Annotated in this window: 24 protein-coding genes; 15 read left to right on the top strand and 9 right to left on the bottom strand. The window is 64.6% G+C overall.

Features of this window, described 5'->3' with window-relative positions; translation table 11 throughout:
- Window positions 1-2 precede the first annotated feature (2 nt).
- Window positions 3-1,088, top strand: a complete 1,086-nt coding sequence (locus ACOQFP_RS16620; RefSeq protein WP_421584933.1) for a DNA polymerase domain-containing protein — start codon at window positions 3-5, stop codon at window positions 1,086-1,088.
- On the opposite strand, the gene nhaA is transcribed toward ACOQFP_RS16620, so the two are convergent.
- Entirely contained in the window at window positions 1,089-2,945 is a 1,857-nt protein-coding gene (nhaA, locus tag ACOQFP_RS16615) for a Na+/H+ antiporter NhaA (protein WP_421584932.1), read from the bottom strand.
- 219 nt (window positions 2,946-3,164) lie between these two features.
- On the opposite strand from nhaA, the gene ACOQFP_RS16610 reads away from it, so the two are divergent.
- Both ACOQFP_RS16610 and ACOQFP_RS16605 read left to right on the top strand, forming a co-directional pair.
- Window positions 3,165-4,190 carry a putative zinc-binding metallopeptidase gene (locus tag ACOQFP_RS16610; RefSeq protein WP_341243841.1) on the top strand — a complete coding sequence of 342 codons (1,026 nt, stop codon included), beginning with the start codon at window positions 3,165-3,167 and terminating at the stop codon, window positions 4,188-4,190.
- Between the two features lie 100 nt (window positions 4,191-4,290).
- Window positions 4,291-5,031 carry a GAF and ANTAR domain-containing protein gene (locus ACOQFP_RS16605; protein ID WP_421584931.1) on the top strand — a complete coding sequence of 247 codons (741 nt, stop codon included), beginning with the start codon at window positions 4,291-4,293 and terminating at the stop codon, window positions 5,029-5,031.
- Between the two features lie 6 nt (window positions 5,032-5,037).
- Here the strand turns inward: ACOQFP_RS16605 and ACOQFP_RS16600 are convergent, their stop codons facing one another.
- From ACOQFP_RS16600 to ACOQFP_RS16585, 4 genes are read right to left on the bottom strand one after another with little or no spacing between them, the layout of a single operon-like run.
- Window positions 5,038-5,667, bottom strand: coding sequence for an SAM-dependent methyltransferase (locus ACOQFP_RS16600; RefSeq protein ID WP_421584930.1), 630 nt, complete (start codon window positions 5,665-5,667; stop codon window positions 5,038-5,040).
- Window positions 5,668-5,697: 30 nt separating this feature from the next.
- The gene (locus ACOQFP_RS16595) at window positions 5,698-6,447 is read right to left on the bottom strand and encodes a PIG-L deacetylase family protein (RefSeq protein WP_421584929.1); all 750 of its coding nucleotides are present in this window, start codon (window positions 6,445-6,447) and stop codon (window positions 5,698-5,700) included.
- On the bottom strand, window positions 6,441-7,436 hold the full coding sequence (locus ACOQFP_RS16590) for an acyl-CoA dehydrogenase family protein (RefSeq protein WP_421584928.1): 996 nt from the start codon (window positions 7,434-7,436) through the stop codon (window positions 6,441-6,443). Before ACOQFP_RS16590 ends, ACOQFP_RS16595 begins: the two co-directional genes overlap by 7 nt.
- Window positions 7,433-8,173: a glycosyltransferase gene (locus tag ACOQFP_RS16585; RefSeq protein WP_421584927.1), complete on the bottom strand. Its 741-nt coding sequence runs from the start codon at window positions 8,171-8,173 to the stop codon at window positions 7,433-7,435. Before ACOQFP_RS16585 ends, ACOQFP_RS16590 begins: the two co-directional genes overlap by 4 nt.
- Window positions 8,174-8,466: 293 nt before the next feature.
- Here ACOQFP_RS16585 and ACOQFP_RS16580 point away from each other — a divergent pair, with 293 nt between their 5' ends.
- A complete protein-coding gene (locus ACOQFP_RS16580) occupies window positions 8,467-9,372 on the top strand; it encodes a L,D-transpeptidase (RefSeq protein WP_421584926.1) in 906 nt (301 codons plus the stop codon).
- A 15-nt stretch (window positions 9,373-9,387) separates the two neighbouring features.
- On the opposite strand, the gene ACOQFP_RS16575 is transcribed toward ACOQFP_RS16580, so the two are convergent.
- Window positions 9,388-9,873, bottom strand: coding sequence for a DinB family protein (locus ACOQFP_RS16575; protein ID WP_421584925.1), 486 nt, complete (start codon window positions 9,871-9,873; stop codon window positions 9,388-9,390).
- A gap of 134 nt (window positions 9,874-10,007) precedes the next feature.
- Between ACOQFP_RS16575 and ACOQFP_RS16570 the strand changes: the two genes are divergently transcribed.
- Genes ACOQFP_RS16570 through ACOQFP_RS16555 form a run of 4 tightly spaced genes read left to right on the top strand, consistent with a single transcriptional unit; the run spans window position 10,008 to window position 14,296 of the window.
- On the top strand, window positions 10,008-10,961 hold the full coding sequence (locus ACOQFP_RS16570; protein ID WP_307830715.1) for a sugar ABC transporter permease: 954 nt from the start codon (window positions 10,008-10,010) through the stop codon (window positions 10,959-10,961).
- On the top strand, window positions 10,958-11,848 hold the full coding sequence (locus ACOQFP_RS16565; RefSeq protein ID WP_206487561.1) for a carbohydrate ABC transporter permease: 891 nt from the start codon (window positions 10,958-10,960) through the stop codon (window positions 11,846-11,848). Before ACOQFP_RS16570 ends, ACOQFP_RS16565 begins: the two co-directional genes overlap by 4 nt.
- Before the next feature lie 28 nt (window positions 11,849-11,876).
- Entirely contained in the window at window positions 11,877-13,202 is a 1,326-nt protein-coding gene (locus tag ACOQFP_RS16560; protein WP_206487563.1) for an ABC transporter substrate-binding protein, read from the top strand.
- Entirely contained in the window at window positions 13,202-14,296 is a 1,095-nt protein-coding gene (locus ACOQFP_RS16555) for an ABC transporter ATP-binding protein (protein ID WP_421584924.1), read from the top strand. Before ACOQFP_RS16560 ends, ACOQFP_RS16555 begins: the two co-directional genes overlap by 1 nt.
- Here ACOQFP_RS16555 and ACOQFP_RS16550 read toward each other — a convergent pair.
- Together ACOQFP_RS16550 and ACOQFP_RS16545 are read right to left on the bottom strand one after the other, a co-directional pair.
- Window positions 14,274-15,584, bottom strand: coding sequence for a cytochrome P450 (locus ACOQFP_RS16550; RefSeq protein ID WP_206487567.1), 1,311 nt, complete (start codon window positions 15,582-15,584; stop codon window positions 14,274-14,276). The genes ACOQFP_RS16555 and ACOQFP_RS16550 overlap by 23 nt on opposite strands.
- A 41-nt stretch (window positions 15,585-15,625) precedes the next feature.
- Entirely contained in the window at window positions 15,626-17,584 is a 1,959-nt protein-coding gene (locus ACOQFP_RS16545; RefSeq protein WP_421584923.1) for a M13 family metallopeptidase, read from the bottom strand.
- Window positions 17,585-17,638: 54 nt separating this feature from the next.
- Here ACOQFP_RS16545 and ACOQFP_RS16540 point away from each other — a divergent pair, with 54 nt between their 5' ends.
- Genes ACOQFP_RS16540 through ACOQFP_RS16530 form a run of 3 tightly spaced genes read left to right on the top strand, consistent with a single transcriptional unit; the run spans window position 17,639 to window position 20,708 of the window.
- Entirely contained in the window at window positions 17,639-18,253 is a 615-nt protein-coding gene (locus ACOQFP_RS16540; RefSeq protein WP_341243835.1) for a TetR family transcriptional regulator, read from the top strand.
- Entirely contained in the window at window positions 18,250-19,128 is an 879-nt protein-coding gene (locus tag ACOQFP_RS16535) for an ABC transporter ATP-binding protein (RefSeq protein ID WP_206487573.1), read from the top strand. Before ACOQFP_RS16540 ends, ACOQFP_RS16535 begins: the two co-directional genes overlap by 4 nt.
- Window positions 19,125-20,708, top strand: a complete 1,584-nt coding sequence (locus ACOQFP_RS16530) for an ABC transporter permease (protein WP_341243834.1) — start codon at window positions 19,125-19,127, stop codon at window positions 20,706-20,708. Before ACOQFP_RS16535 ends, ACOQFP_RS16530 begins: the two co-directional genes overlap by 4 nt.
- Window positions 20,709-20,766: 58 nt before the next feature.
- On the opposite strand, the gene ACOQFP_RS16525 is transcribed toward ACOQFP_RS16530, so the two are convergent.
- The gene (locus ACOQFP_RS16525) at window positions 20,767-21,531 is read right to left on the bottom strand and encodes a pirin family protein (RefSeq protein ID WP_206487578.1); all 765 of its coding nucleotides are present in this window, start codon (window positions 21,529-21,531) and stop codon (window positions 20,767-20,769) included.
- A 157-nt stretch (window positions 21,532-21,688) separates the two neighbouring features.
- On the opposite strand from ACOQFP_RS16525, the gene ACOQFP_RS16520 reads away from it, so the two are divergent.
- From ACOQFP_RS16520 to ACOQFP_RS16505, 4 genes are all read left to right on the top strand, one after another.
- Window positions 21,689-23,074: a maltokinase N-terminal cap-like domain-containing protein gene (locus ACOQFP_RS16520; protein WP_421584922.1), complete on the top strand. Its 1,386-nt coding sequence runs from the start codon at window positions 21,689-21,691 to the stop codon at window positions 23,072-23,074.
- Window positions 23,075-23,212: 138 nt separating this feature from the next.
- Complete coding sequence (locus ACOQFP_RS16515; RefSeq protein ID WP_206487580.1) at window positions 23,213-23,380, top strand: hypothetical protein; 168 nt, start codon at window positions 23,213-23,215, stop codon at window positions 23,378-23,380.
- Window positions 23,381-23,477: 97 nt separating this feature from the next.
- Window positions 23,478-23,975, top strand: coding sequence for a GtrA family protein (locus ACOQFP_RS16510; RefSeq protein ID WP_421584921.1), 498 nt, complete (start codon window positions 23,478-23,480; stop codon window positions 23,973-23,975).
- A 128-nt stretch (window positions 23,976-24,103) separates the two neighbouring features.
- On the top strand, window positions 24,104-24,445 hold a 342-nt coding region (locus ACOQFP_RS16505; RefSeq protein WP_179277621.1), incomplete at its 3' end, for an acyl-ACP desaturase.

The following is a 24,445-nucleotide window of genomic DNA, read 5'->3' as shown; positions in this document are numbered from 1 at the left end:
AGATGGCCGCGAAGACACCACCGGCATTCGTCGATGCCGGTGCACGCGAGGTGCGAGTCTCGAGTCCCGATCGGGTGATCTTCGAGGCCACCGAGCGCACCCCCGAGATCACCAAGTTGCAGGTGTGCCAGTACTTCGGTGCCGTCGGTGAGCCGTTGATGCGGGCAATCGGCGATCGACCCACTGCTATGGAACGGTGGCCCGACGGCTATCGCGAGGGCATGCGTCTGGCTCTCGGGCCCCAGGACAAGGACGGCGACGGCTTCTATCAGAAGCGGTTGCCCAAGGGCGCGCCCGAGTGGATCGAGACGGTGAAGATCGCCTTCCCCAGTAAGCGCACCGCCGAGGAGCTCTGCCCGTCGGAGCCGGCGGCGTTGGTGTGGGCAGCTCAGATGGGTACCTTGACCTTCCATCCGTGGCCGGTCCGGCGACCGGAGGTGGACCATCCGGACGAGCTGCGTCTCGATCTCGACCCGCAGCCGGGTACCACGTTCACCGACGCTCTGCGAGTAGCCGATGTGACCCGAGAGCTGTTGGAAGAGTTGGGCTTACGCGGCTACCCGAAGACCAGTGGCAATCGGGGCATTCATATCTATGTGCGCATCGAGCCGCAATACACCTTCGAGCAGGTCCGTCATGCGGCCATCGGTCTCGGCCGCGAACTCGAACGTCGCGACGACGGGGTGACCACCAATTGGTGGAAAGAGGAACGCGGAGAACGCATCTTCATCGACTACAACCAGAACAACCGGGATCGTACGATCGCCAGTGCGTGGAGTCTGCGGGCTCGGCCCGGAGCCACGGTGAGTACGCCGATGACGTGGTCGCGGTTGGCCGATGTCACCGACCCGCGCGAGTACAACCTCGTCACGGTGCCGGACTACCTGTCCGACGGGGACCCGTGGGCCGATATGGATTCTCGGGCTTACTCGCTCGAACCCCTTCTGCACCTGTGGGAGACGTTGCCGGGTGGGGAGCTGAATTTTCCGCCCGACTATCCCAAGATGCCCGGAGAACCGCCGCGAGTGCAGCCGTCGAAGAAAGTCGCCGAGCACTGGGATGCGGAGGGAAATCGGACGGACGGGTAGCTAGCTGTTCTCGAGCGCCCGGATCAGAGTGGCCGCATCGTACGGTCCGACGTGTCGGACGAGGTTCTTGTCACCTCGTCCCAGATAGAACGTCGGTGTCCCGCCGACGTCGGAGGACGAGGCATCGAGTTCGTCGTCCTCAACGCGCACGACATGATCGCCGGTGCGGATGTCCTCGTCGAACTTGTCGATGTCGAGTCCGAGTTCACGTGCGTAACCGTCGATGTCCTCGGGTTCGAGGTTGTCGCTGTTTCGGAACAACACGTCGGCCATCTCCCAGAATTTGCCCTGCGCTGCGGCGGCCTCGCTGGCGTATGCGGCGTAGCGGGCATGCGGGTGATAATCGTCGAGCGGCAGGTGGCGGTAGACGTAGCGAAGGTCATCGCCGAAATGTTTGCGAACCTCGGCGACGCTGCCGGTCGCCTTGCTGCAGAAGGGGCATTCGAAGTCGGCGTACTCCACGATGGTCAGTGGTGCGTCGACCGGTCCACGGATGTGATCGCGCTTGGCGTCGACCGGACGCAGAATGCGTAGTGATGCTTCGGCTTTCGGAGGGTGAATCGTGGCGTCGATGCGGAACAGGATCCAGCCGAGCAGTGCGGCGATCACCGACGCCGCGAGCACGCCGACGCGTGCCTCGTCGGCCAGCAGTGGATCGTCGAGGGCGAGATCGATGATGAACAGCGAGATCGTGAACCCGATTCCGGACAGCGCTGCACCGCCTGCGATGTGCGAGAGTGTCAGGCCGGGAGCGAGAGAAGAGGGTTTGACTTTCGCGAAAATCGCTGACGCACCGGTGATTCCGACGAGCTTGCCGAGGACGAGCCCGGCGATGATGCCCCAGGTGAGCGTGGACGTCGATGCGGCTTTCAGTGTGTCTGCGCTCAGCACCACTCCAGCGTTGGCGAGCGCGAAGATCGGCACGATGATGAACGCCGTGTACGGCTGGTACAGACGCATCAGTCGCTCGTTGACCGAGACCGCACGATCGAGGCCGAGTCTCGCCGCGCGCGCGTATTCGGGATTCGGTGATTGCCGGAACGCCCGGGTCAGATCCGACGCGTGTTCCACCTCGGAGCGGCGGGGCGGGTAGACCGGAAGGATCAGCGCGATCATCACCCCGGCCAGGGTGGGGTGAACTCCCGATTCGTACATCGCGACCCAGGTGAACAGGGCTACGACGAAGTACCCGACGCCGCGCCACACCTCGAGCCGACGCATCAGAAAGATCAGGCCGAGGCCGACGAATGCCAGTGCCAACGGCAGCAGGTTCAGGTCGTCGGTATAGAAGAACGCGATGACCGCAAGCGCGCCCACATCGTCCGCAACGGCGAGGGTGAGCAGGAAGATGCGCAACCGCGCGGCCTTCTTCGGCCCGAGCACCGCGAGGGCACCGAGCAGGAACGCGGTGTCGGTGGAAATGACCACTCCCCACGCCTGGGCGGCCGGGCCGGAGGGATTGAAGGCGAAGAACAGCAGTGCGGGTGCGGCGAGCCCGGCGAGGGCAGCGACGATGGGGATCGCGGCACGTGAGCGGTCGGTGAGCTCACCCATCGCGAACTCGCGTTTGACCTCGAGGCCGACGACGAAGAAGAACAGTGCCATCAGCCCGTCGTTGACCCAGTGCGCGAGATCGAGGGAGATGCCCTGCTCGCCGACGGTGATCGACAGTTCGGTGTGCCAGAAGGAGTGGTATGTATCGCCGAGGGGTGAATTCGCCCAGATCAGGGCAATGAGTGTGGCCGCGAGTAGGAAGCCCGCCGCGAGTGTCTCGCTGTTCTTCTCGCCGCGAGCCTGCGAGATCCGTTCGACGAAACGTGCCATCGGCCGATTCGTCGGCGTGATCTGATCTGCCATCTGCGGCCCGGTCCTTCCACGAAGTGTTGTGAAGCAGTCTGCACCAACACGGCCGACGACGGTTTGCTTCCACGCAGGTGGGAGCGCGCAGAGTAACGTTATGACGCTGCCGAACCCGCCGCAGCGCGAAAGATGAGTGCGACATCGTCGAGAAATGGCATTAGTTCGTACCCAAACGGGAATACGGGCCCGACTCGCCCCTGCAATGAAGGAAAATCCATGCGTGATTTCATCTGCCGCAAATGCGGACAGAAGCTCTCGTTCGAGAACTCGCTGTGTCTGAGCTGCTCGAGCGCACTCGGCTTCCATCTGCCGAGCAGAGCCCTGCTGGTGCTTCCCGACAATGCCGACGACGGAATCGCCGAAGCCGAGGTCGACGGTGCCACCTGGAAGATGTGCGCCAACCTCAACACCGCGCGCTGCAACTGGCTGGTCGATACCGCCGACTCCGACGAGCTCTGCCTGTCTTGCCGGCTGACGAGAACCCGGCCGGCCGACGAGGATGTGGACGCCATGGCCGCGTACGCCGACGCCGAGACCAACAAGCGCCGCGTCATCCTGGAACTGACCGAACTGGGGCTGCCGATCGTCGGCCGGAACGAGGACAGTGCCACGGGACTGGTCTTCGATCTGCTCTCGAGTGCCGACAAGCAGGTGATGACGGGCCACGACAACGGTCTGATCACCCTCGACCTGGCCGAGGGTGATGATGTGCACCGCGAACAGCTGCGCGTGGCGATGTCCGAGCCGTACCGCACGTTGGTCGGTCACTTCCGTCACGAGATCGGCCATTACTACCAGATGGTGCTGGTAGGAAACGGCGAGCATCGAGCGGCGTTCGAGGAACTGTTCGGCGATCCGGATTCGGATTACCAGGCCGCTCTCGATCGGCACTACAACGAGGGTGCACCCGACGGCTGGGAAGACGATTACGTCTCCTCCTACGCCACGATGCATCCGGCCGAGGACTGGGCCGAGACCTTCGCGCACTACCTGCATATTCGTGACACCTTGGACACGGCTGCCGCCTTCGGGATGGCACCTGCCGGTTCGACGCTGGAAAGCCCGCTGCCGGGCGACGTCGGCTTCGAGCAGATCGTCGAGTGGTGGCTACCGCTGTCGTGGGCGCTGAACCAGATCAACCGGTCGATGGGTCACCAGGATCTCTACCCGTTCGTACTGCCGCCGACGGTGGTGAAGAAGATCGGCTTCGTCCATTCTCTGATTGCACCCAGCACACTCTGATGCCCGGCTAACGTTCGTTGAGCTTTCTGGACGGGGGCGTATTCTGTGTTGTCGGCATTGCGCCGACCGGGGGTACGCCCCCTGGTAGCACCAGGACGAGGTGATCATCATCAGCGAGCAGACGGTGGAGTCGACCGGCATGAGTCCCTCGGTCTCCGATTTCGTGCTCAGCCGTCGTCTGGCGGAAGTCGCGGAGAAGCTTCGTCGCCAACACTCGGATCCGGATCGAGTGCTGCTGACGATCACCGAATCGGCAGTGGCCAACGTCCCGGCCGCCGAGTTCGCGTCCATCACCACCGTGCTGCAGGGCACCTTCGTGCACAGTGCTGCGCTGGTGGGCGAGACGGCAGGTCATTGCGACAAGATCCAGGAGCAGTTGGGCGAAGGCCCGTGCCTGGAATCGGCGATCGAACAGATGACCATCAGGATCGACGACATGGACACCGACACACGCTGGCCACTGTTCACCGATGCCGCGTCCGCTCTCGGGGTCAAGAGCATGATCTGCTTCCAGCTCTACGTCGAGGGGGTCAACTTCGGCGCGCTGAACCTGCACTCCACGCGCGCCCATGCGTTCTCGGCCGAGGCGGAATCGATCGGCTCGCTGTTCGCTGCCCACGCCGCCATCGCATTCTCCACCGCACGCGAGGAGCAACAGATCCGTGCAGCATTGACGAGTCGAGACGTGATCGGTCAGGCCAAGGGCATGCTGATGGAGCGGTACAACCTCAACTCGCAGTCGGCGTTCGCCCTGCTGGCCAAGCTGTCTCAGGACACCAACGTCAAACTCGCCGACCTCGCCGCGCAAGTGGTGGCCGATGCGGCCGCATCCAGCGACTGAGCTGCGTCACCGCACATCGAGGCCGTCGGAACTCGCGACCGACACCGCCGGACCGTCCGAGGCGACGAAGACCTCGATGCGGACGTCCTGGTCGAGATAGCGACTGAGCAAGGCCAACCCCTTCGTGGCGGCGATGACCTCGTGCACCTGGTCGCCCGTGAGGGGATAGTCGTCCACATCGTGACGCCAGTGTGCCGCCACGAGCGTGCCCCCTACCTCGAGATGCTCGACCGCACGCGTCATGGCCGACGTCAGGTCAGCTGTGTCCAGGTAGTAGCCCACCTCGCTGATGACGATCAGATCGAAGAGCATCCCCGGCTCGGGAAGGGCAGACCAGTCGTCCGACAGCGACCACAAGGCGAATTCGACTGCCGCAGTGTCGCCTATACGACTGCGAGCAGAATCGAGTGCGCTGCGCACCACGTCCGTGGACACCACGTGCTCGCACCGAGCGGCGATCTGCTCGGTGAGAACGCCGATGGAGCAACCGGGCTCGAGTGCGCGCCGATACTGCGCCTTGGGCAGTGAGGCCATGGTCACTGCGTATTTGCGCCTCTCGTACCATTTGCTGTTCAGCATGAACGGGTCGGCTTCGCACTCGTAGACGCCGCGGAAGTACTCGGCTCCCAAACTCATTCGCGGACCCTGCTCATTCGAGGACCCTGCTCATGCGAACACCACCTCGAAAGGACGCTGATACCGGGCGAGTACGTGCGGCGGTAGTACGGCTCGGTCCGCGGGATGATCGGACAACGGCCGGATCTGGGAGTCGAACTGCTCGATCGAGGCACGCTTGGCGTCGAGAGTGTGCGCAGGCAGATCGATGCGGCGGCATCGTGTCCACGGAACAGCCGGGTGATCCGGAGTTGCCCAGTGCCACATCCAGATCGGATACTCCAGCACCGGTACGCCCACCGAGTTCGCCGCGGCGATCGTGGCCCGAGCGGTCGCCTCGTGATCGGGATGTCCGTCCCCGCGCCACGGCGTCAGACACCAGGTACCCGGGGTGGCGTCGAGCAACGGGCTCAGGGCAGCGGTCAGATCGTCCTCGCGCTGCTCGACGGCTCCGTCGGTGAAGTGCAGACGCGTCGGGGAATGATCGACTCCGAGTGCGGCCAGAGCACGTGCGGATTCGAGGGGGCGGCGGGCGCGCAGATCTTCCGCTGTCACCGTAGGGGAACCGGGATGCGAGCCGTCGCCGTCGGTCACGGCGACCACCCGCACATCGACGCCTGCCGCTGCGGCCAAAGACAGCAGTCCCCCGATGCCGAGCACCTCGTCGTCCGGGTGTGGGGCGACGACGATCATCGTGACGACCTCGCTCCACTGCAATCCGGGGACCGACCAGTTCGCCGACATCCAGTCCGACTCCGCTGTGCCGGGGTCGTTTTCGGTATCGAAGGCGTTCTCTACCACGGGTTGTCCTCCTCGGCGATGTCTCGACCGAGAGCTTCGAGATCGCGCTCGGCGTGGCTCTGGCGCAAGTAGACGGTCAGATCGGCGACGCGCCCGGCGTGCTCGGCGTCGCCGCACAGGGGGCCGGCACCGAGGGCGCGACCGACGCGGTCGATGCACTGCGTCGCGGCGTCCTCGACGACCGCGCGCACGATGCGTGCCCGCGTTCGCGCGCGACCGGAACGATCGAACGGGTCGGCGTCGACCTCGGCAGCGGCGGTGGTGAGTGCGCTCGAGGCTGCGCCGAGCGCGGCAGCGATGGCACCGAGATGGGCCAGCCGATGCGGGTCCGGTCGGTCTCGGACTGCAGCGTGCAGCGTGTCCGCAACCGCACAGGCGCTGCCGAACCAGGCCGCCGATACCCCGATTGCCCCGTGCCAGAAGCCCGGTCGGGTCAGATAGTCCGTCGGTCCGCCGACGGCGACGGCGGGGACCTCTTCGAATGCAACGTGACCGGAGTCGCTCTCGCTCATTCCCACCGCATGCCAGGTGTTCGGCACCGGAGTCACTCCACCGTGCGTCAGATCGACCGCGAACAACCGCGGGCCACCGTCCACCCGAGCAGTCACCAAGGCATGCGTGCACAGCGACGCGCCGGAACACCACGGTTTGGTTCCGGAGAGCACCCAGCCCGAATTCTGCTGTACCGCTTCGAGTATCGGGGCAGGCGGCTCCGCGGCCCATACTCCCCAGATCTGCCCGCGCTGCGGCGTCGGCCCGTCGAGTTCGTGCAGGATCGCGATCGCATCGGTATGTGCCTCGCTCCACCGGCCGAGCACGGTGTGCAGCCGACTGAGCGCAGCGAGCGATTGCCACCGCAGATCGGTGTACCCCGAGCCGGGCAGCGCCAGGTCGAGACGCCCGTCGGCCTCGAATGCCAAGAATGCAGCGCGCAACCCGCTGTGTCGCTCGGTTCGGTCGGTCGATGCGCGCAGGCTCGTCTCGATCATGCGGAAGGCTCCAGAGAACGTAGGAATCCGGCCATGCCGTCGGGCGCTCGGCCGCGCAGTCGGCCCGATGTCGCGACCGCGACGTCGCACACCCGAGTACATACGATGCCGGCGAGCTCGAGCCGACGGACCAGGTCGTGATCCTCGCCGGTCGCCAGTGGCGCGAATCCACCGACGGTCACATAGTCGGCCGCCCGGATTCCGAGATTGGCTCCGTGTACGTGCGGGTGGCCGAGTTCGTGACGGTACTGCGCGTCGTACGTCGAACGCAGCGCCACCATCTGGTCGACAGGGCCCTCGAAGTCGACGGTCACCGTTCCGACGACCGCTCGCGCGCCTGCCGTTGCGTACCGGAGGTGGTCGACGAGCCAGTGCTCGCCGACTCGGGTGTCCGCGTCGGTGGTGGCGAACCAGGTGGCCGCGTCCAGTCCGTGGCTCGCGGGCAGGCTCGCGAATCCGGCCGCCCGAGCTGCTCCGACATTGCGATGGGCTACATCGACCGTCGAGACACCCGGGTGACGTGCGGCAATGCGGGCGGACTCGTCCGTGCACGCATCGAGAACGAGGATCGTCGAGACGGTCACCGAGGCCACCTCGACGACGCGACGCGAGGCCCGCGCCAACGCCGTCAGGCAGGCGTCGAGCAGATCCGCCTCGTTGTGCGCGGGTACGACGACGACCATGTGGCCGATGGGTGCAAGGCCGAGTGGGCCACGAGGTACAGCGTCGGCGATCACGGTTCACCCTTTTCGACACCGGACGTGCAGTCCGCAATGAGAGCCGCCGGTGTCTGGACGGATGGTGTGCTCTTTCACTCATACCCACTTCGGGGCCGTCGACACCTATGCCCTGACCTGCAACGACAAGGCTCGGGTTCGGTGTGGAGACGGTAGTCGTACCCGGATTGTCCTCGCCGCTGTCGGCTGTATCCGATTAGCAAATGTTCGGGTGGTATGTGTTAATGGGTCTCGCCCGCGCACAAGCACTGTCGATGGGCATCGGGACGCAGCACGAAGGATGGTCGGATTACATGGCATCACCGGTTCGCACACGCAGACTCGCCCGTATCGGCGCGATCCTTGCAGGTACAGCCCTTGCCGCCTCCGCCGCATTCGGCTCGGCGCAGGCAGCCCCGCTCTGGCCCGGTGGCCCGGACATCTCCATTCCCGGACTGCCCGGTTCCTCGGACCCGGCCGCGCCCGCGCAGCCTCTCGCGCCACAGCTCGCACCGGCGAATTTCGCCGATCCGAGCATCAGCCCGTCCGGCGGCGAGGTGGTCGGAGTTGCGCAGCCCATCGCCATTCGATTCGACGAGCCCATCGGAGATCGCGATGCGGCGCTTCGCGCCATCCGCGTCACCACCGACCCGTCCGTTGCCGGCCACTTCTACTGGATCAACGACAGTCAGGTGCGGTGGCTGCCCGACGAGTTCTACCCGGCACACACCCGGGTGACCGTCGAAGCGGGCGGCGCGAAGGCCGAATTCTCCACCGGCGACTCGATCATCACCACCGCTGACGACAACACCAAGATGATCACCGTCACCCGCAACGGCGAGGTCGTCAAGACCATGCCCACCTCGATGGGCAAGGCGGGGCACGAAACCCCCAACGGCACCTACATCGTCGGCGAGCGATTCCGTGACATGTACATGGATTCGTCCACGTACGGCGTCCCCGTCGATTCCGAGGAGGGCTACCGCACGTACGTCGAGTACGCGACCCGCATCTCCTACAGCGGAATCTTCGTACACGCCGCCCCGTGGTCGGAATCGCAGCAGGGGTACTCCAACTCCTCGCACGGCTGCCTCAACGTCAGCACCGAGGACGGCAAGTGGTTCTTCGACAACGCCCAGAAGGGTGACCCTGTCATCGTCGTCAACACCGACGGCGGCACCCTGAGCGGTTCCGACGGCCTCGGCGACTGGAACCGTTAGAGCGCCGCCGCCCCTCTAACGGGCCGAGATCTGCTCCCGCAGGATGTCCGCATGCCCGCGGTGGTGAGCGAGCTCGCGTAGAACCTGAAGGTAGACCCACCGGACCGTACGCGGACCAGCCCGGTGGCCGGTGACGATCGCATCGAGCGAGAGGTTGTCCACCGCGGCCCGAGCGTTGCCGCACGCGATCCGGTAGCTCTCCAGCACAGAAGAGACGGTGTCTGCGGCGTCGAGGCGAAACGACTGCTCGGGGTTCTGTACCAAACCGAGTTCCCGACGCGACGTTCCGCCGATGCATTCCTCGAACCACACCCGCTGCATCCACGTGACGTGCTTGACCAACCCGAGCAATGTCGTCGCGGACGGCACCAGGCGACGGCGGGCCTGCTCCTCGGTCAGGCCCTCCAGGGCGGCCTCGAAACTGCTCCGGTAGTCCTCGACGAACGCGTCGAACTGCGTCCGCTCATCGGCAACTCCAACGTCGAACGAGCCCACCGGCATCTCCGTTCGGGTTCGATGGTGAACGTAAGCCGATGGTCACATTACGGGACCACTGCGCAGCATTGGTCTGCGCGACGGTAGCCGTTGGAGCCGAGTTCACCGTCCGTTGGCCGAGACTGAGCACAGTGCTCGCGGTGAGCGCAACAACCGAACGAGTGCTGCCCGCACCGCGGAAGAAAGAGCGAGCCGGTCGGCTCCACTCCTTCTTCTCGCGGCCGTGGAGTGATTACGCACTGTTCTTCGTCCTCGTCGGCCCCAACCTGGTGCTGCTGGCGGTGTTCACGTATCGGCCGCTGGTGGAGAACTTCCAGTTCTCGTTCTTCGACTGGAATCTGTCCTCGCCCACGTCCACGTTCGTCGGCTTCGCCAACTACCGCGAGTGGGCCTCTCGCGAGGACACCTGGCAGATCGTCGGCAATACCGTCGTGTTCACGGTCGCGGCCGTTGTCGGTTCGTTGGTGCTCGGCCTGATCCTGGCCATGCTGCTCGATCGAAAGCTGCGTGGCCGCAACTTCGTTCGCTCCGCGGTGTTCGCCCCGTACGTCATTTCCGGTGCAGCGATCGGTATCGCGTTCCAGTTCGTCTTCGATCCCAACTTCGGCCTGGTACAGGATCTGATGCGACGCGTCGGGCTCGGCTCGGTGCCGGATTTCTACCAGGACCCCAAGTGGGCGATGGTGATGATCACCGTGACGTACCTGTGGAAGAACCTGGGGTACACCTTCGTCATCTACCTCGCGGCTCTGCAGGGCGTGCGCAAGGAGTTGATGGAAGCAGCCGAGATAGATCAGGCGAGCCGCTGGACCACATTCCGCAAAGTGCTGCTCCCGCAGCTACGTCCGACGACGTTCTTCCTCTCGATCACCGTGCTGCTCAACTCACTTCAGGTCTTCGACATCATCAACGTGATGACGCGCGGCGGCCCACTCGGCACCGGCACCACCACGATGGTCTACCAGGTCTACGAGGAAACCTTCCGCAATTTCCGGGCCGGATACGGTGCCACCGTCGCGACGATCCTGTTCCTCGTGCTGTTGATCGTCACTCTCGTGCAGGTACGAATCATGGATAGAGACGATCAGCGATGACAGTAGTCAGCAAGCCCGCCGCAGCGGTGCCGGAGAAGCCGGCGCACGACCGCGATCCGCAGCGCACCCGCCGCACGGCGAACATCCTGGGCTACGCCGCCATGGCCGCCGTTCTGCTGATGATCGGGCTTCCGCTGTTCTGGATTCTGATCACCTCGTTCAAGGACCGCCCGGACATCTACGTGCAGCCGGTGACGTGGTGGCCGAGCGTCTTTCATCCGCAGAACTACGACGAGGCAACGACGGAGGTGCCGTTCTTCACCTACCTGCGCAACTCCATCATCATCACCTCCGTCCTGTCTTCGGTGAAGTTCGCTCTCGGTGTGCTCAGTGCCTACGGGTTGGTGTTTCTGCGCTTCCCGGGCAAGAACATCGTCTTTCTGGTCATCATCGCCGCGTTGATGGTGCCCAACCAGATCACCGTCATCTCGAACTATTCGCTCATCGCAGATCTGGGCTGGCGTAACTCGTTCCAGGGCATCATCGTTCCGCTGGCGGGTGTCGCCTTCGGCACCTTCCTGATGCGCAACCACTTCCTGTCGCTGCCCCCGGAGATCATCGAGGCAGCCCGCATGGACGGGGCTGGTCCGGTGCGGCTGATGTTCCGGGTGATCCTGCCGCTGTCCGGTCCGACCATGGTGGCCTTCGCCATCATCACGATCGTCACCGAGTGGAACGAGTACCTCTGGCCGTTCCTGATGTCCGACGACTCCTCGGTCGCGCCGCTTCCGGTCGGCCTGACCTTGCTGCAGAACAGCGAGGGTTACACCAACTGGGGCGCGGTGATGGCGGCGACCGTGCTGACCATTCTGCCGATCCTTCTCGTCTTTCTCGTCCTGCAACGCCACATGATCAAGGGCCTCACCTCCGGTGCGGTCAAGGGCTGATTCACCTCACTATCAGGAGTCGAACACCATGGCACACATCATCAATCGACGTGGATTCCTCACGCTCACCGGTGCAGCGGCCGCTGCCGCTGCTCTGGCCGCCTGCAGCGGCCCCGGATCGGGCTCCTCCTCCGGCGACGGTGTCGAGGGCGATGCGAGCACGATCAACTTCTGGTCGAACCACCCGGGCAAGTCCCAGGACTACGAGAAGGAACTGATCTCGCGCTTCCAAGCCGAGAACCCGGACCTGACGGTCAATCTCATCGATGCGGGCAAGAACTACGAGGAGGTCTCGCAGAAGTTCAACGCCGCACTGTCCGGCAACAATGTGCCCGACGTCGTCGTGCTCTCGGACGTCTGGTGGTTCAACTACGCCCTCACCGGTGCGATCGAGCCACTCGACAAGCATTTCTCCGCAGCCGGAGTGGACCAATCCGATTACGTGGATTCTCTGCTGGCCGACTACAACTGGAACGGCAGCCACTGGGCTTTGCCGTACTCGCGCTCGACGCCGCTGTTCTACTACAACAAGGCCGTCTGGTCGGCTGCCGGACTGCCCGATCGCGGACCCGCCACCTGGCAGGAATTCGACGAATGGGGCCCGCGCATTCAGGCGGTCGTCGGCGACGGCAAGCTCGCCCACGGTTGGGGCAACGCCGTCGACTACCTCGGGTGGACGTTCGAGGGCCCGATCTGGACCTTCGGTGGGGCCTACTCGGATCAGTTCACGCTGAAGTTCGACGACCCCAATACCATTGCGGCAGGCAAGTTCCTGCAGGAGATGATCCACACCAAGAAGTACGCCGCGGTGTCGAACGACATCGCCAACGATTTCGCCGCAGGCATCCTGGCCTCCACCATCGCCTCCACCGGCGATCTCTCGACCATCACCAAGGGTGCCGGTTTCGAGTTCGGCACCGCGTTCCTGCCCGCTACCGACGGCACACCCGGCTGCCCCACCGGCGGTGCAGGCCTGGCCATTCCGGCGAAGATCTCGGACGAGCGAAAAATCAACGCGCTCAAATTCATCGACTTCATCACCAACGGTGCCAACACTGCCTACTTCTCGCAGAAGACGGGCTACATGCCGGTCCGGAAGTCCGCGCAGCAGGACGCGTCGGAGATCGCGTTCCTCGAGGCCAACCCCAACGCGAAGACGGCCGTCGACCAACTGGCGAAGACCCGTTCGCAGGACTACGCCCGAGTGTTCGTACCCGGCGGCGACAAGATCATCGGTACCGGACTCGAGCAGATCGCGTTGCAGAACGCCGATGTCGCCACCACATTCGCGTCGGTCTCGGATCAACTGCAGCAGATCATCGACCGTCAGATCACCCCGAAGCTGCCGAAGTAATGGCTGCCGTTCACTACGCCGGTGTCTCGCACCGGTACCCGGGTGCCGAGTCGCTCGCTGTCGACAACCTCGAACTCGATATCGCGGATGGTGAATTCATCGTTCTCGTCGGGCCCTCGGGCTGCGGGAAGTCGACGAGTCTGCGGATGCTCGCCGGTCTCGAGTCCGTCGAAGGCGGGCACATCGCCATCGACGGAGTGGATGTCACCTCGTTGGCGCCGCGGGCCAGGGACGTCGCGATGGTGTTTCAGAACTACGCGCTGTATCCCAACATGACCGTCGGCGACAACATGGGCTTCGCGCTGCGCAATGCAGGAATGAGCAAGTCGGACACCGCAGCCCGGGTGCTCGACGCGGCGAGAATGCTCGAGCTCGAGCCGCTGCTGGACCGTAAGCCCGGCAAGCTCTCCGGCGGGCAGCGTCAGCGAGTGGCCATGGGCCGGGCCATCGTGCGTCAGCCCAAGGTGTTCTGCATGGACGAGCCACTGTCCAATCTGGATGCCAAGCTGCGAGTGTCCACCAGGGCCCAGATCGCCGGTCTGCAAAGGCGATTGGGTACCACCACGGTCTACGTCACCCACGATCAGGTCGAGGCCATGACGATGGGCGATCGTGTCGCGGTGTTGCTGGGCGGAAAGCTGCAGCAGATCGCCTCTCCGCGTGAGCTGTACGACAACCCCGTCAACACGTTCGTCGCGGGATTCATCGGGTCACCCGGAATGAATCTCGTCGACGCACCCGTGGTGGACGGCGCTGCCGTGATCGGTGAACTGCGCATTCCGGTTCCGTCCTCGACCCGAGAACGCGTGACCGTCGGGATCAGGCCGGAATCCTGGGATCTCGTGGGTGAGGGCAGCGGCGCCGCGCACAGTGGCCTGCAACTGACCGTCGAGCTGATCGAGGAACTGGGTGCGGAGTCGTTCGTGTACGCCTCCGCACCCAGCCCGGACGGCGGATGGACGACGCCGTCCGGGAGGATCGCGCTTCGCGTCGACCGAAAGCTGTCCATCGCGCTGGCCGAAACTGTCCGGCTGATGCCCAAACTGGAGGAATTGTTCTTCTTCGACTCCGCTACCGGCCTGCGGTTGTCGTAGCGGGTTGACCGAGGTCGATCGGAAGGCTTGCCCACCCGTGCAGTACGCGGGTGTTGCGCCGGGTTCCTTCTCCCGCGGACTGTAGCTGGGGGAACCTGTCGAACAGGGCCTTGAGTCCTACTTCCGATTCGGCCTTGGCGAGCGCGGCACCGAGGCAGTAGTGACGTCCACCCGAGAACGACAGATGCTTGCCCGCGTTTGCCCGGGTGACGTCGAACGTGTTGGGGTTCTCGAACACCAGTGGGTCGCGGTTGGCCCCGGCGAGTACGAGGATCACCAGCGATCCCTCCTTGATGGGCACGCCCTCCACCACGACGTCGTGTTTGGCGGCCCGCGCGGTCAATTGCACCGGTGATTCCATTCGGAGCATCTCGTCGATGGCAGTGGGCCAGTGCGAGGGATCGTGCTGGAGTACGGCGAGCTGATCGGGGTGATCGAGCAGCAGCCGGATTCCACTGCCGAGCAAATTGACGGTCGTCTCGAAACCTGCCGCCAACACCAATCCTGCAGTGGCCCTGAGCTCCTCGTCGTCGAGGCCGATGCCCTCGTCCTTCGCGGCGATCAGCTGGCTCATCAGATCGTCACCGGGATTGCGGCGCAGGTCCGCGATGTGTTGCGAGAGCCAGGTATCGAAGCCGACCAGTCCGCGTTCGACCTGCTTGAACTGGCTCCACGACAATCCGATGTCGAGGCTCGGTGCGGCCATCTCACCGAACTCGAGCACCCGCTGATTGTCCTGCGCCGGGACACCGAGGATGCGCCCGATCACCGCTACCGGTAGGCGTGCGCAATACCGATCGACGATATCGACGACCGGAGATCCGTCGGTGAGCTCGTCGAGCAGCGCGTCGGCGGTCTCCTGCACCTGATCGCGCATCTGCGTCACCGCGCGGGCGGTGAACACCGAGGACACCAGTTTGCGATACCGCGTGTGATCGGGCGGCTCCACCGACAACAGTGACGGCGGGAGAATCGGATGCAGAGCACCCGATCTGGTGTGCCGCTCGACCCACTGCAGGGGCGTGGGCAGCGTTCCACCCAGATGGGTGACGCGGAAGTCGTCGGAGCGTAGGAGGTCGAACGCCACCCGGTGGTGCACGGTGATGTTCGAGATGCGGGTTTTCACCAGTGGCGCGGTGTCACGAAGTTTCTCGTAGATCGGCGACGGATTCGCTCGCGTCTGCGGATCGGCGACCAACATGGACTGTAGATCGCCTGCTGCCGCGGCCCGCTTGGCGGCGAACCTGATGACCCCGTGCGCTGCGAGCCATCGTACGAATTCCCTCATCCGAAATACCCTCCCCGTATTGCCCGATGATGTGACCGGAGCTACCAGATCTTGACGCGCTTGTCCGGCTCCAAGTACAGCGCATCCCCGGGCTGTACGTCGAAGGCTTGGTGAAAACTGTCCAGATTGCGCACGACGCCGTTGCAGCGGAACTCCGGCGGCGAGTGCGGATCGACTGCGAGTCGGCGGATCGCCTCGGCATCGCGTGCCTTGGTGCGCCACACCTGCGACCAACCGAAGAACACCCGCTGCAATCCGGTCAAGCCGTCGAGTACCGGTGCGTCCTTGCCTTCGAGGGAGATCTCGTAGGCGGTCACGGCGATGGACAGGCCACCCAGATCGCCGATGTTCTCGCCGATGGTGAATTCGCCGTTGACCTTGTGGCCGGGTAGTGCGGCGGGTTCGAACTCGTTGTACTGCTCGATCAGTGCTTTCGTGCGCTTGCCGAACTCGGTGCGGTCGCTGTCGGTCCACCAGTCGACCATGTTGCCGTCACCGTCGTACTTGGCACCCTGATCGTCGAATCCGTGGCCGATCTCGTGGCCGATCACCGCTCCGATGCCGCCGTAGTTGGCTGCGTCGTCGGCCTCCGGGTCGAAGAACGGTGGCTGCAGAATGGCTGCGGGAAAGACGATTTCGTTCATTCCGGGGTTGTAGTACGCATTGACGGTCTGCGGCGTCATGAACCATTCGTCACGGTCCACCGGGCCGCCGAGCTTGTCCAGATCGCGCTGGTAGTCCGCGGCGTAACCGCGGCGGTAGTTGCCGAGCAGATCGTCGGCGTGGATCTCGACGGCGGAGTAGTCGCGCCAGCGATCGGGGTAGCCGATCTTGGGAGTGAACTTGTCCAGCTTGTCGAGTGCTTTCGCGCGCGTGTGCGGGCTCATCCACTCGAGGTCGGAGATGTTGCGGCGGTAGGCCTCGGTGAGATTGTCGACCAGGACCTGCATCCGTGCCTTGGAATCGGCGGGAAAATGGCGTTCGACGTAGAGTTTGCCGACGGCCTCGCCGAGAATGTCCTGCACCAGCGAGACCCCGCGCTTCCACCGCTCGCGGTTCTCCTCGGTGCCGGTCAGTGTCGTTCCGTAGAACGCGAAGTTCTCGTCGACGATCGCACTCGTCAGGAACGGCGCGCGAGAATGTACGACACGCCAGGCCAACCACGCCTTCCATGCTGCGAGGTCCTCGGAGGTCCACAGCGATACGAAGGTGCTGAGGAACGACGGCTGTCGGACGACGATCTCGGTGAACTGCTCGGTGCTGGCACCGAGCCCGGAAATCCATGCCGCCCAGTTGAATCCGGGTTCGTTCTGTACCAGTGAATCGAACTGGACGAGGTTGTAGCTCTTCTCGGCGTCACGCCTGGCCACGACGTCCCAGTGACCGGCGGCGATCTTGCGTTCCAGCTCGAACACCGTCTGCGCGTCGTACTCGAGTCCGCTGAGCGCGAACATCTTCGAGATGTGTTCGATGTAGGACGTGCGTATCTCTGCGTACTCGTCCTCGCGGTAGTACGACTCGTCGGGCAGGCCGATGCCGGATTGGCTGAAGTGGACGAGGTAGCGGTCGGACTGCTTGGCGTCGGTGTCGACATAGTGGCCGATGGCACCGCCGACTCCGGTGCGTTGCAGGGAACCGAGAACGCCGGCGAGAGTGACGAGGTCCGGTGCGTCGGAGACGGCGGTCAGTTCCTCGGCGATCGGGGTGACGCCGAGTTCCTCGGCGCGGTCGGCGGCCATGAAGGAGGAGAACAGGTCACCGATCTTCTGCGCGTCGCTGCCTGCAGGGGGTTCGGCGGCGGCGGACTCTTCGATGATGGTCTGCACATCCACCTCGGCGCGGTCGTACAAGGTCCTGAAAGCGCCGTCGACGGCCCGATCGGCCGGGATGGCGTAATCCTCGAGCCATTTGCCGTTGACATGCACGAAGAGGTCGTCCTGTGCGCGTGTGTTCTCGTCTTGGTAGCTGAGATCGATGCCCGAGTTCACTACTGAAGTCATGCGTCCATCTTTACACTCTTGCGCGCGGTTGAACGAGTGTTTAATGTGCTGTACATGCGTACAGCATCGGAGGATCTCACGACGAGGGCCCGAATCCGCGATACCGCAATCGACGTCTTCGGTGCGCAGGGCTTCACCGCCGGGGTGCGATCGATCGCCACGGCCGCCGGAGTCTCACCCGGGCTCGTCAACCACCACTTCGGGTCCAAGGACGGGTTGCGCGCGGCCTGCGACGAGCATGTTCTTCGGGTGATCCGCGACTCGAAGACTGCGTCGGCCGCACCCGCGGCGATGATGGAACAGCTCGCTCGCCTCGACGAATACGCACCGATCGTCGCGTACATCGTCCGCAGCTTCACCGCTGGCGGTTCGCTGGCACGAGAGCTGTTCGAGCACATGGTCGACGACGCCGTCCGCTACATGGACGACGGTGTGCGTGAGGGACGCTTGACACCCAGCCGAGACCCGGTGGCCCGCGCCCGATTCCTGACCCGACAGAACGTGGGCGGTCTACTGCTGTACGTGCAGATGGCCGGCCCCGATGTGACCTTCGCCGAGGCACTGACCGCGCTCGGTGACGAGGTCACGCTACCGGCGCTCGAGCTCTACACCGACGGGCTGCTCACCGATTCGCAGGCTTTGGACACGTATCTGGAGGCGAAGAAATGACCGACGCAATCACGGTGGAAGGCCTACGCAAGACCTTCGGCACCGTCACCGCCCTCGACGGACTAGACCTGACCGTCGAGACCGGTGAGGTGCACGGCTTCCTCGGGCCCAACGGCGCGGGTAAGTCCACGACGATCCGCATCCTGCTCGGTCTGATCCGGGCCACCTCGGGTGCCGTGCGCTTACTCGGAAGCGACCCGTGGACCGACACCGCCGCGCTGCATCGGCGGTTGGCCTACGTCCCGGGCGATGTGACGCTGTGGCCGTCGCTGACCGGCGGCGAGGTGATAGACCTGCTCGCTCGGATGCGCGGCGGGATCGACACCGCTCGGCGCGCCGAGCTGATCGAGCGGTTCTCGCTCGATCCGGGCAAGCGCACCCGCACGTACTCCAAAGGCAACCGGCAGAAGGTCGCGCTGATCTCGGCGCTGGCATCGAACGTCGAACTGCTGATTCTCGACGAACCCACCTCGGGGCTGGACCCGCTGATGGAACAGCACTTCGCCGACTGCGTGAAAGACGCCGCCCGACGCGGAGTCACGGTGCTGTTGTCCTCGCACATTCTGTCCGAGGTCGATGCGCTGTGCAGCTCGGTGACCATCGTCAAGGACGGGCGAACCGTGGACGCAGGCACGCTCGCGTCGATGCGGCACCTCACTCACACGACCATCACCGCCGAGGTCGATCGAGTACCCGAGAATCTGGACACCCTCGCCGGGGTGAGCGCAGTGACCGTGGACGGTGCCGCCATCACCTGCACCGTCGACAACGATGCCCTCGCAGCGACGATGCGCATCCTCTCCGACGCCGGGTTGCAGAGCCTGGTCAGTTCGGCCCCGACTCTCGAGGAGCTGTTCCTGAGGTACTACGCATGAGCGCCCTGGTCGGTACCGGCGCGTTGCTGCGTCTGTACCTGCGCCGTGATCGGGTGGTGGCGCCGCTGTGGATCGTTCTGCTCGGTGCGCTACCGCTGCTCTATGCAGTCAGTATCGAGGGTCTGTATCCGACGGCCGCAGATCGTCAGACGTTCTATGTCGGCACCGTCGCCGTCCCGGCTCAGGCGGCACTCGTCGGCCCGATCTTCGGCAGCAGTCTGGGCGCTCTGGTGTCGTGGCGCTCCGGACTGATGCTCACATTGGTGCCGCTGGCAGCGATCCTCACCGTGGTTCGGCACACCAGAGGGGACGAGGACGCCGGACGAACCGAGTTGATCGGGTCCACGGTGGTCGGGCGATACGCCGGGCTGACCGCCGCGATGCTGCTGGCAGGCGGCGGGGTCGCGGCGACGGCACTGTTGTCCTCGATCTCGTTGTCGGCGTTCGGTCTGCCGTTGGTCGGAAGCGTGGCGTTCGGAGCGGCGATCGTTGTCGTCGGTGGCGTCTTCGTCGGCTGCGCTGCGCTGGCGGCGCAGGTGGCACCGGATGCGCGTGCGGCACGCGGCTACGCGCTCGGCGTGTTGGCCGCGGCGTTCGCGCTTCGGGCCATCGGCGACGCAGGCTCGGGCACCCTGTCATGGTTGTCACCGATCGGATGGTCGGCCCAGGTGCGGCCCTTTGCCGACGAGCGGTGGTGGCCGATGCTGCTGTCTCTGGCGACAGCAGCCGCGTTCTGCGCAGCGGCCTTCGTGGGGGCGAAGCGACGCGATCTCGGCAGTGGCCTACGAGCCGAGCGTCGCGGCTCGGTGTCGGCCGCGCCGTCACTGTCCGGGCCGGTCGCCCTCGCCTGGCGGCTCTCTCGCGGGACCCTTGCCCTCTGGACCGTCGGGATCGCTTTGTTCGGCATCACCATCGGATCCTCGGTGGACGGAATCGGCGGGCAGATCGGCGCGAGCACCACCTTCAACGATGCACTGGAAAAGTTCGGCGGCAGCACCGTCGAACAGTCGTTCATCGTCGCCGTGCTGAGCGGCGTCGGCATCCTCGTGGCCGCCTATTCGGTATCGGCTCTGCTGCGGGCGCACAGTGAAGAAGAGGCAGGGCTGGCCGAGATCGTGTTGGCCACCGACGTCTCGCGTCTTCGTTGGTTGGTCGCCCACCTGCTGTTCCCCGTGCTCGGGCCGGTGTGGTTGCTCGTGGTCCTCGGGCTCACCATCGGGGCAGGCTACGGTGCGTCCACCGGTGATATCGCAGGAGAAATCGGTTCTGTCGTGGGCGGAGCACTGGGGCAACTGCCGGCCGTGTGGGTGGTGACGGCGCTCGGTGTTGCGCTGTTCGGCGCGTTCCCTGGGTTCGCGTCGGCCGTGTGGGCCGTTCTCGCCGGCTTCGTGGCGCTCGGTCAGGTCGGGGCGGTGATCGGACTGCCGCAGCCGTGGCTCGACCTGTCCCCGTTCACTCATGTTCCGAGGTCGCTGGGCGGCATCGACTCGCTCGAGTCGATCGGCTGGCTGCTCGTCATCGCGGCCGTCGTCTGCAGTGCGGGCTCGGCAGCCTTCGTGCGAAGAGACATCCGCGGGTGAGGATGGGCGAGCAGCATTGCTTGCCGGCTGGTGGAGAGCGGATCGCTGAGCGTCGGCCCTACGCACCGAGCCGTGAGTGCATCTCCCAGATCAGTACCTCGGCCGGTTCGATGGCGCTGATGCGCTGTCCACCAGTGGAACTCATGCGTACCGCATCGCCCTCGTACAGATCACCCACACCTTCGAGCACGACGGTGCCGCGCGCGACGAACACGTGCAGAAACGGTGCCTCGGGCACGGTCACCGTCTTACCGGGAACGAGCCTCGCAGCGTGCAGAGCGGCCGACTTCTGGCCGATGCCGATCGCGGCCTGACCGCGATGTTTGTCCATGCCCGACGCGACCGTGACCAGCCCGCCGCGCAACAATTCGTCGCCGATCTCGAGTTGTTCGTAACCCGGGGTGGTGCCCGGGCTGTCCGGAATGACCCACATCTGCACGAAGCGAACGGGTTCGGTGTGTCGATTGCCGTCGATGCTCCAGGAGTCGTTCTTCTCCGAGTGCATGATGCCTTTGCCTGCGCTCATGCGCTGGGCCAATCCGGGATAGATGATTCCGGAGTGTCCGATCGAATCCTGATGTACCAGTGAGCCCTGCACTACCCACGTGACGATTTCCGTATCCCGGTGCGGGTGGGTCTCGAATCCCTGACCGGCGGTGACGATGTCGTCGTTGTTGACCAGGAGCAGTCCGTGATGTGTGTTGTCGGGGTCGTAGTGCTGACCGAACGAAAACGAATGTTTCGAGTCCAGCCAGGACACACGGGTTTTCAGACGGTCACCGGCGCGGTGCACGTCGATGTGGGCAGTCGATGGAGCGGACATGAAACCACTCTACGAGCATGTCGGTGTGCGGGCGTACGACCCGCATAACGTTCGGGTGTCTTTGCTGCCGGGGTGTGGACGTGGCCACGAGTGGGTAGGTTTCGCTGCGTACGGTCACATCCTCTGCACACTCCGAAGAAGGCGGCGAGAGATTCTCATGATCGATTCCAGCTCGAGTGTGGCACGCACTGTCGAACCGCAGCTCACCGAAGCTCTGACGACGTGGTTGCCGGCGCAACGCTGGTTCGGCGCAAAGGGGTCGACGGTGAACTCGGTGCGGATCGTTGCGCGCGAAGTTCTCCGTGACGAACCGAATTTCGCCGCAGAACACTTGCTGGTGGAGGTGCAGCTCACTCAGGACGCGGCGGTGGTGACGCAGACCTACCAGGTGCCCTTGGGGTTCCGCACCGAGTTGACCGATGAGCTTCGACCGTGGGTGCTGCCGGTGGTCGGCGAGGTGGCCGTGTTCGACGGTCTGCGAGATCCCGAGATCATCGGTTTGTACGGCGATGCCTTTGCAGACGAAACTGGCGCGGGCAGTATCGAATTCAAAGTCGTCGACGGCTCGAGCGTGCCGAGCGGGTTGCGTGGTCGGGTTCTCGGGGCCGAGCAGTCCAACACGTCGGTGATTCTCGGTGATCAACTGTTGCTCAAGCTGTTTCGTCAGATACCGCCGGGGATCAGTCCCGATGTGGAATTACATCGTGCTCTGGCGCAGGCGGGCAGTGTCAACGTGGCACCGCTACGGGGCTGGCTGGAGGCCGAGGTCGGCGGCGAGCGGACCACACTGGGGATGATCCAGGATTTCGCCGCGAACTCGGCCGAGGGCTGGACGGCTGCATTGGCGAGCGTGCGCGAGGTGTTCGATTCTCCGGAGACGGCGGTGGAGGACCTGCCCGGTGACTTCGCCCCGGACGCGCACCGTATCGGAGCGGCCGTCGCGCAGGTGCATCACGACCTGGCGTCGGTGATGGGCACCGTCGAACGCCCGGTGGAATCCACTGCCGTCGAGGAGATTCTCGCCCGCATTTCGGGAGTGGCGCGAGTGGTGCCGGACATCGCTCAGTACATTCCGGCAGCGACGACCCTGATCTCGCGGGCCGAGGCGTCGAACAGTACCTCGGTGCAGCGGATTCACGGTGATCTGCATCTGGGACAGGTATTGGGGACGCCCGAGCGGTGGTTGCTCATCGACTTCGAAGGCGAACCGGCCAAGACCTTGGCCGAGCGCAGGCAGATGGACAGCGCCCTGCGTGACGTGGCGGGAATGCTGCGCTCGTTCGACTACGCCGCGAATCATCTGCTTGTCGACGCTCCCGAGGACCCGTCGGTGCGTGAGCGTGCCGATCGGTGGGCGGCGCGGAGCATCGCCGCCTTCTTCGAGGGGTATGCCTCGGTGGCCGGGCATGATCCCCGAGACGAGGCCGATCTGCTTCGCGCATACGAACTCGACAAGGCTGTGTACGAGGTCCTCTACGAAGCCCGCAACCGACCGACCTGGTTGTCGCTGCCGATGCGTGCTGTGGCGCGCTTGGTGAGCTGAGAACGACCGATAGGGCCGGAGTGGAGCCTGCGGAACGACCGAGAGGGCTGGAGTGCAGCCTGCGGAACGACCGATAGGGCCGGAGTGGAGCGGCGGGTCTACGACAAGTACCGTATTGCCTGACACGGGAGGCAGGACATGAACGGTATCTTGGCAATTTTCGGCATCGCGGTGGTCGTCATCACCATCGTCGTAGTGGTGGTTCTCGTTGCGGTGTTGTTCGTCGCGTCGATCAAGGCGGACAGCCTGAACATCGACCTGGACCGCAAGAAGCGCGCCCGTGAAGAAAGTTCTTCGAAGGCCTGAGACTTCCGTCACGTCCGAGTATCGATGTGTCGGTACTCGGAGTTGTATCGAGTCGAAGCGCTGACCGAACGCTTCCGGTTCTGCAACTGGAGACCTCGTGAGTACTGCGGTGAAAGCGTCGGGCCCGTCCGGGCGGCCGAGCTGTGCCCCTCGCATCACGGCGCGACTGCGCGAGGAGTCGGTGTTGGCTCAGTTCGCGCGTTTCGTCCTCGTCGGCGCGTCGAGCAATGGTGTTTATGCCCTACTGTTCGTCGCCCTGTCTTTTCTCGGATCGTTCACCGCAAATCTTGTCGGTGTCGCGGCCAGCACTGTCCTGGCCAACGAGCTGCATCGCCGGCACACCTTTCGGGCCGCAGGCCGGGTGGGCTGGTTCCAGGCCCAGTGGGAGGCCGGTGGGCTTGCTCTGATCGGACTCGGCCTCAGTACCGCTTCGCTGGCTGCCGTGCATATCCTGTTTCCCGGTGCGGCGACCTATGTGCAGGTGTCGGTGGTCATCGCCGTCAGCGGGATTTTCGGTGCGGCTCGGTTCCTGGCTCTTCGCGGGTGGGTGTTTCGCGCACCGACGTTCTCGGCTCCCGAGGCTGCACAGCATTGACCTGTGAATCGCACCAGTGGTCGCGGGGTCGGGCTTGCTACGTCTAACAGAATCTCGGCGAGGCTTCACGTTCGTCGGGTGTATGGCTCTAGGCTGATGAGCTGACGTCAATGCTAGGAGGCATGTCGATGGCCAGGGATCTGACACAGCTCGAGCTTCTGCAGGAGCTGGTGCCCACTGCCGAGGACAACGTGAACCGTCACATCTCGATGGCGCGGGAATGGCATCCCCACGACTACGTGCCGTGGGACGAAGGCCGCAATTTCGCTGCCTTGGGTGGCCAGGACTACGACCCCGAGCAGTCCAAGCTCTCCGATGTCGCGCAGGCCGCGATGATCACCAACCTGCTCACCGAGGACAACCTGCCCTCCTACCACCGGGAGATCGCCGAGAACTTCTCCCAGGACGGTGCATGGGGAACCTGGGTCGGCCGGTGGACCGCCGAGGAGAACCGCCACGGCATCGTCATG

This window comes from Rhodococcus sp. MALMAid1271 (genome assembly GCF_049195265.1).
GTDB lineage: Bacteria > Actinomycetota > Actinomycetes > Mycobacteriales > Mycobacteriaceae > Rhodococcoides.
Note: the sequence above shows the minus strand (reverse complement) of the source record. Positions and strands in the feature narration are given on the sequence as shown.

Bases quoted from the DNA above. Each gene is read 5' to 3' on its own strand.
- ACOQFP_RS16550 (WP_206487567.1), bottom strand. From the start codon at position 15,584: ATGAGGGAATTCGTACGATGGCTCGCAGCGCACGGGGTCATCAGGTTC.
- ACOQFP_RS16515 (WP_206487580.1), top strand. From the start codon at position 23,213: ATGAACGGTATCTTGGCAATTTTCGGCATCGCGGTGGTCGTCATCACC.
- ACOQFP_RS16610 (WP_341243841.1), top strand. From the start codon at position 3,165: ATGCGTGATTTCATCTGCCGCAAATGCGGACAGAAGCTCTCGTTCGAG.
- ACOQFP_RS16535 (WP_206487573.1), top strand. From the start codon at position 18,250: ATGACCGACGCAATCACGGTGGAAGGCCTACGCAAGACCTTCGGCACC.
- ACOQFP_RS16540 (WP_341243835.1), top strand. From the start codon at position 17,639: ATGCGTACAGCATCGGAGGATCTCACGACGAGGGCCCGAATCCGCGAT.
- ACOQFP_RS16590 (WP_421584928.1), bottom strand. From the start codon at position 7,436: ATGATCGAGACGAGCCTGCGCGCATCGACCGACCGAACCGAGCGACAC.
- ACOQFP_RS16620 (WP_421584933.1), top strand. From the start codon at position 3: ATGGCCGCGAAGACACCACCGGCATTCGTCGATGCCGGTGCACGCGAG.
- ACOQFP_RS16580 (WP_421584926.1), top strand. From the start codon at position 8,467: ATGGCATCACCGGTTCGCACACGCAGACTCGCCCGTATCGGCGCGATC.
- ACOQFP_RS16525 (WP_206487578.1), bottom strand. From the start codon at position 21,531: ATGTCCGCTCCATCGACTGCCCACATCGACGTGCACCGCGCCGGTGAC.
- ACOQFP_RS16575 (WP_421584925.1), bottom strand. From the start codon at position 9,873: ATGCCGGTGGGCTCGTTCGACGTTGGAGTTGCCGATGAGCGGACGCAG.
- ACOQFP_RS16600 (WP_421584930.1), bottom strand. From the start codon at position 5,667: ATGAGTTTGGGAGCCGAGTACTTCCGCGGCGTCTACGAGTGCGAAGCC.
- ACOQFP_RS16530 (WP_341243834.1), top strand. From the start codon at position 19,125: ATGAGCGCCCTGGTCGGTACCGGCGCGTTGCTGCGTCTGTACCTGCGC.
- ACOQFP_RS16545 (WP_421584923.1), bottom strand. From the start codon at position 17,584: ATGACTTCAGTAGTGAACTCGGGCATCGATCTCAGCTACCAAGACGAG.
- nhaA (WP_421584932.1), bottom strand. From the start codon at position 2,945: ATGGCAGATCAGATCACGCCGACGAATCGGCCGATGGCACGTTTCGTC.
- ACOQFP_RS16520 (WP_421584922.1), top strand. From the start codon at position 21,689: ATGATCGATTCCAGCTCGAGTGTGGCACGCACTGTCGAACCGCAGCTC.
- ACOQFP_RS16565 (WP_206487561.1), top strand. From the start codon at position 10,958: ATGACAGTAGTCAGCAAGCCCGCCGCAGCGGTGCCGGAGAAGCCGGCG.
- ACOQFP_RS16560 (WP_206487563.1), top strand. From the start codon at position 11,877: ATGGCACACATCATCAATCGACGTGGATTCCTCACGCTCACCGGTGCA.
- ACOQFP_RS16555 (WP_421584924.1), top strand. From the start codon at position 13,202: ATGGCTGCCGTTCACTACGCCGGTGTCTCGCACCGGTACCCGGGTGCC.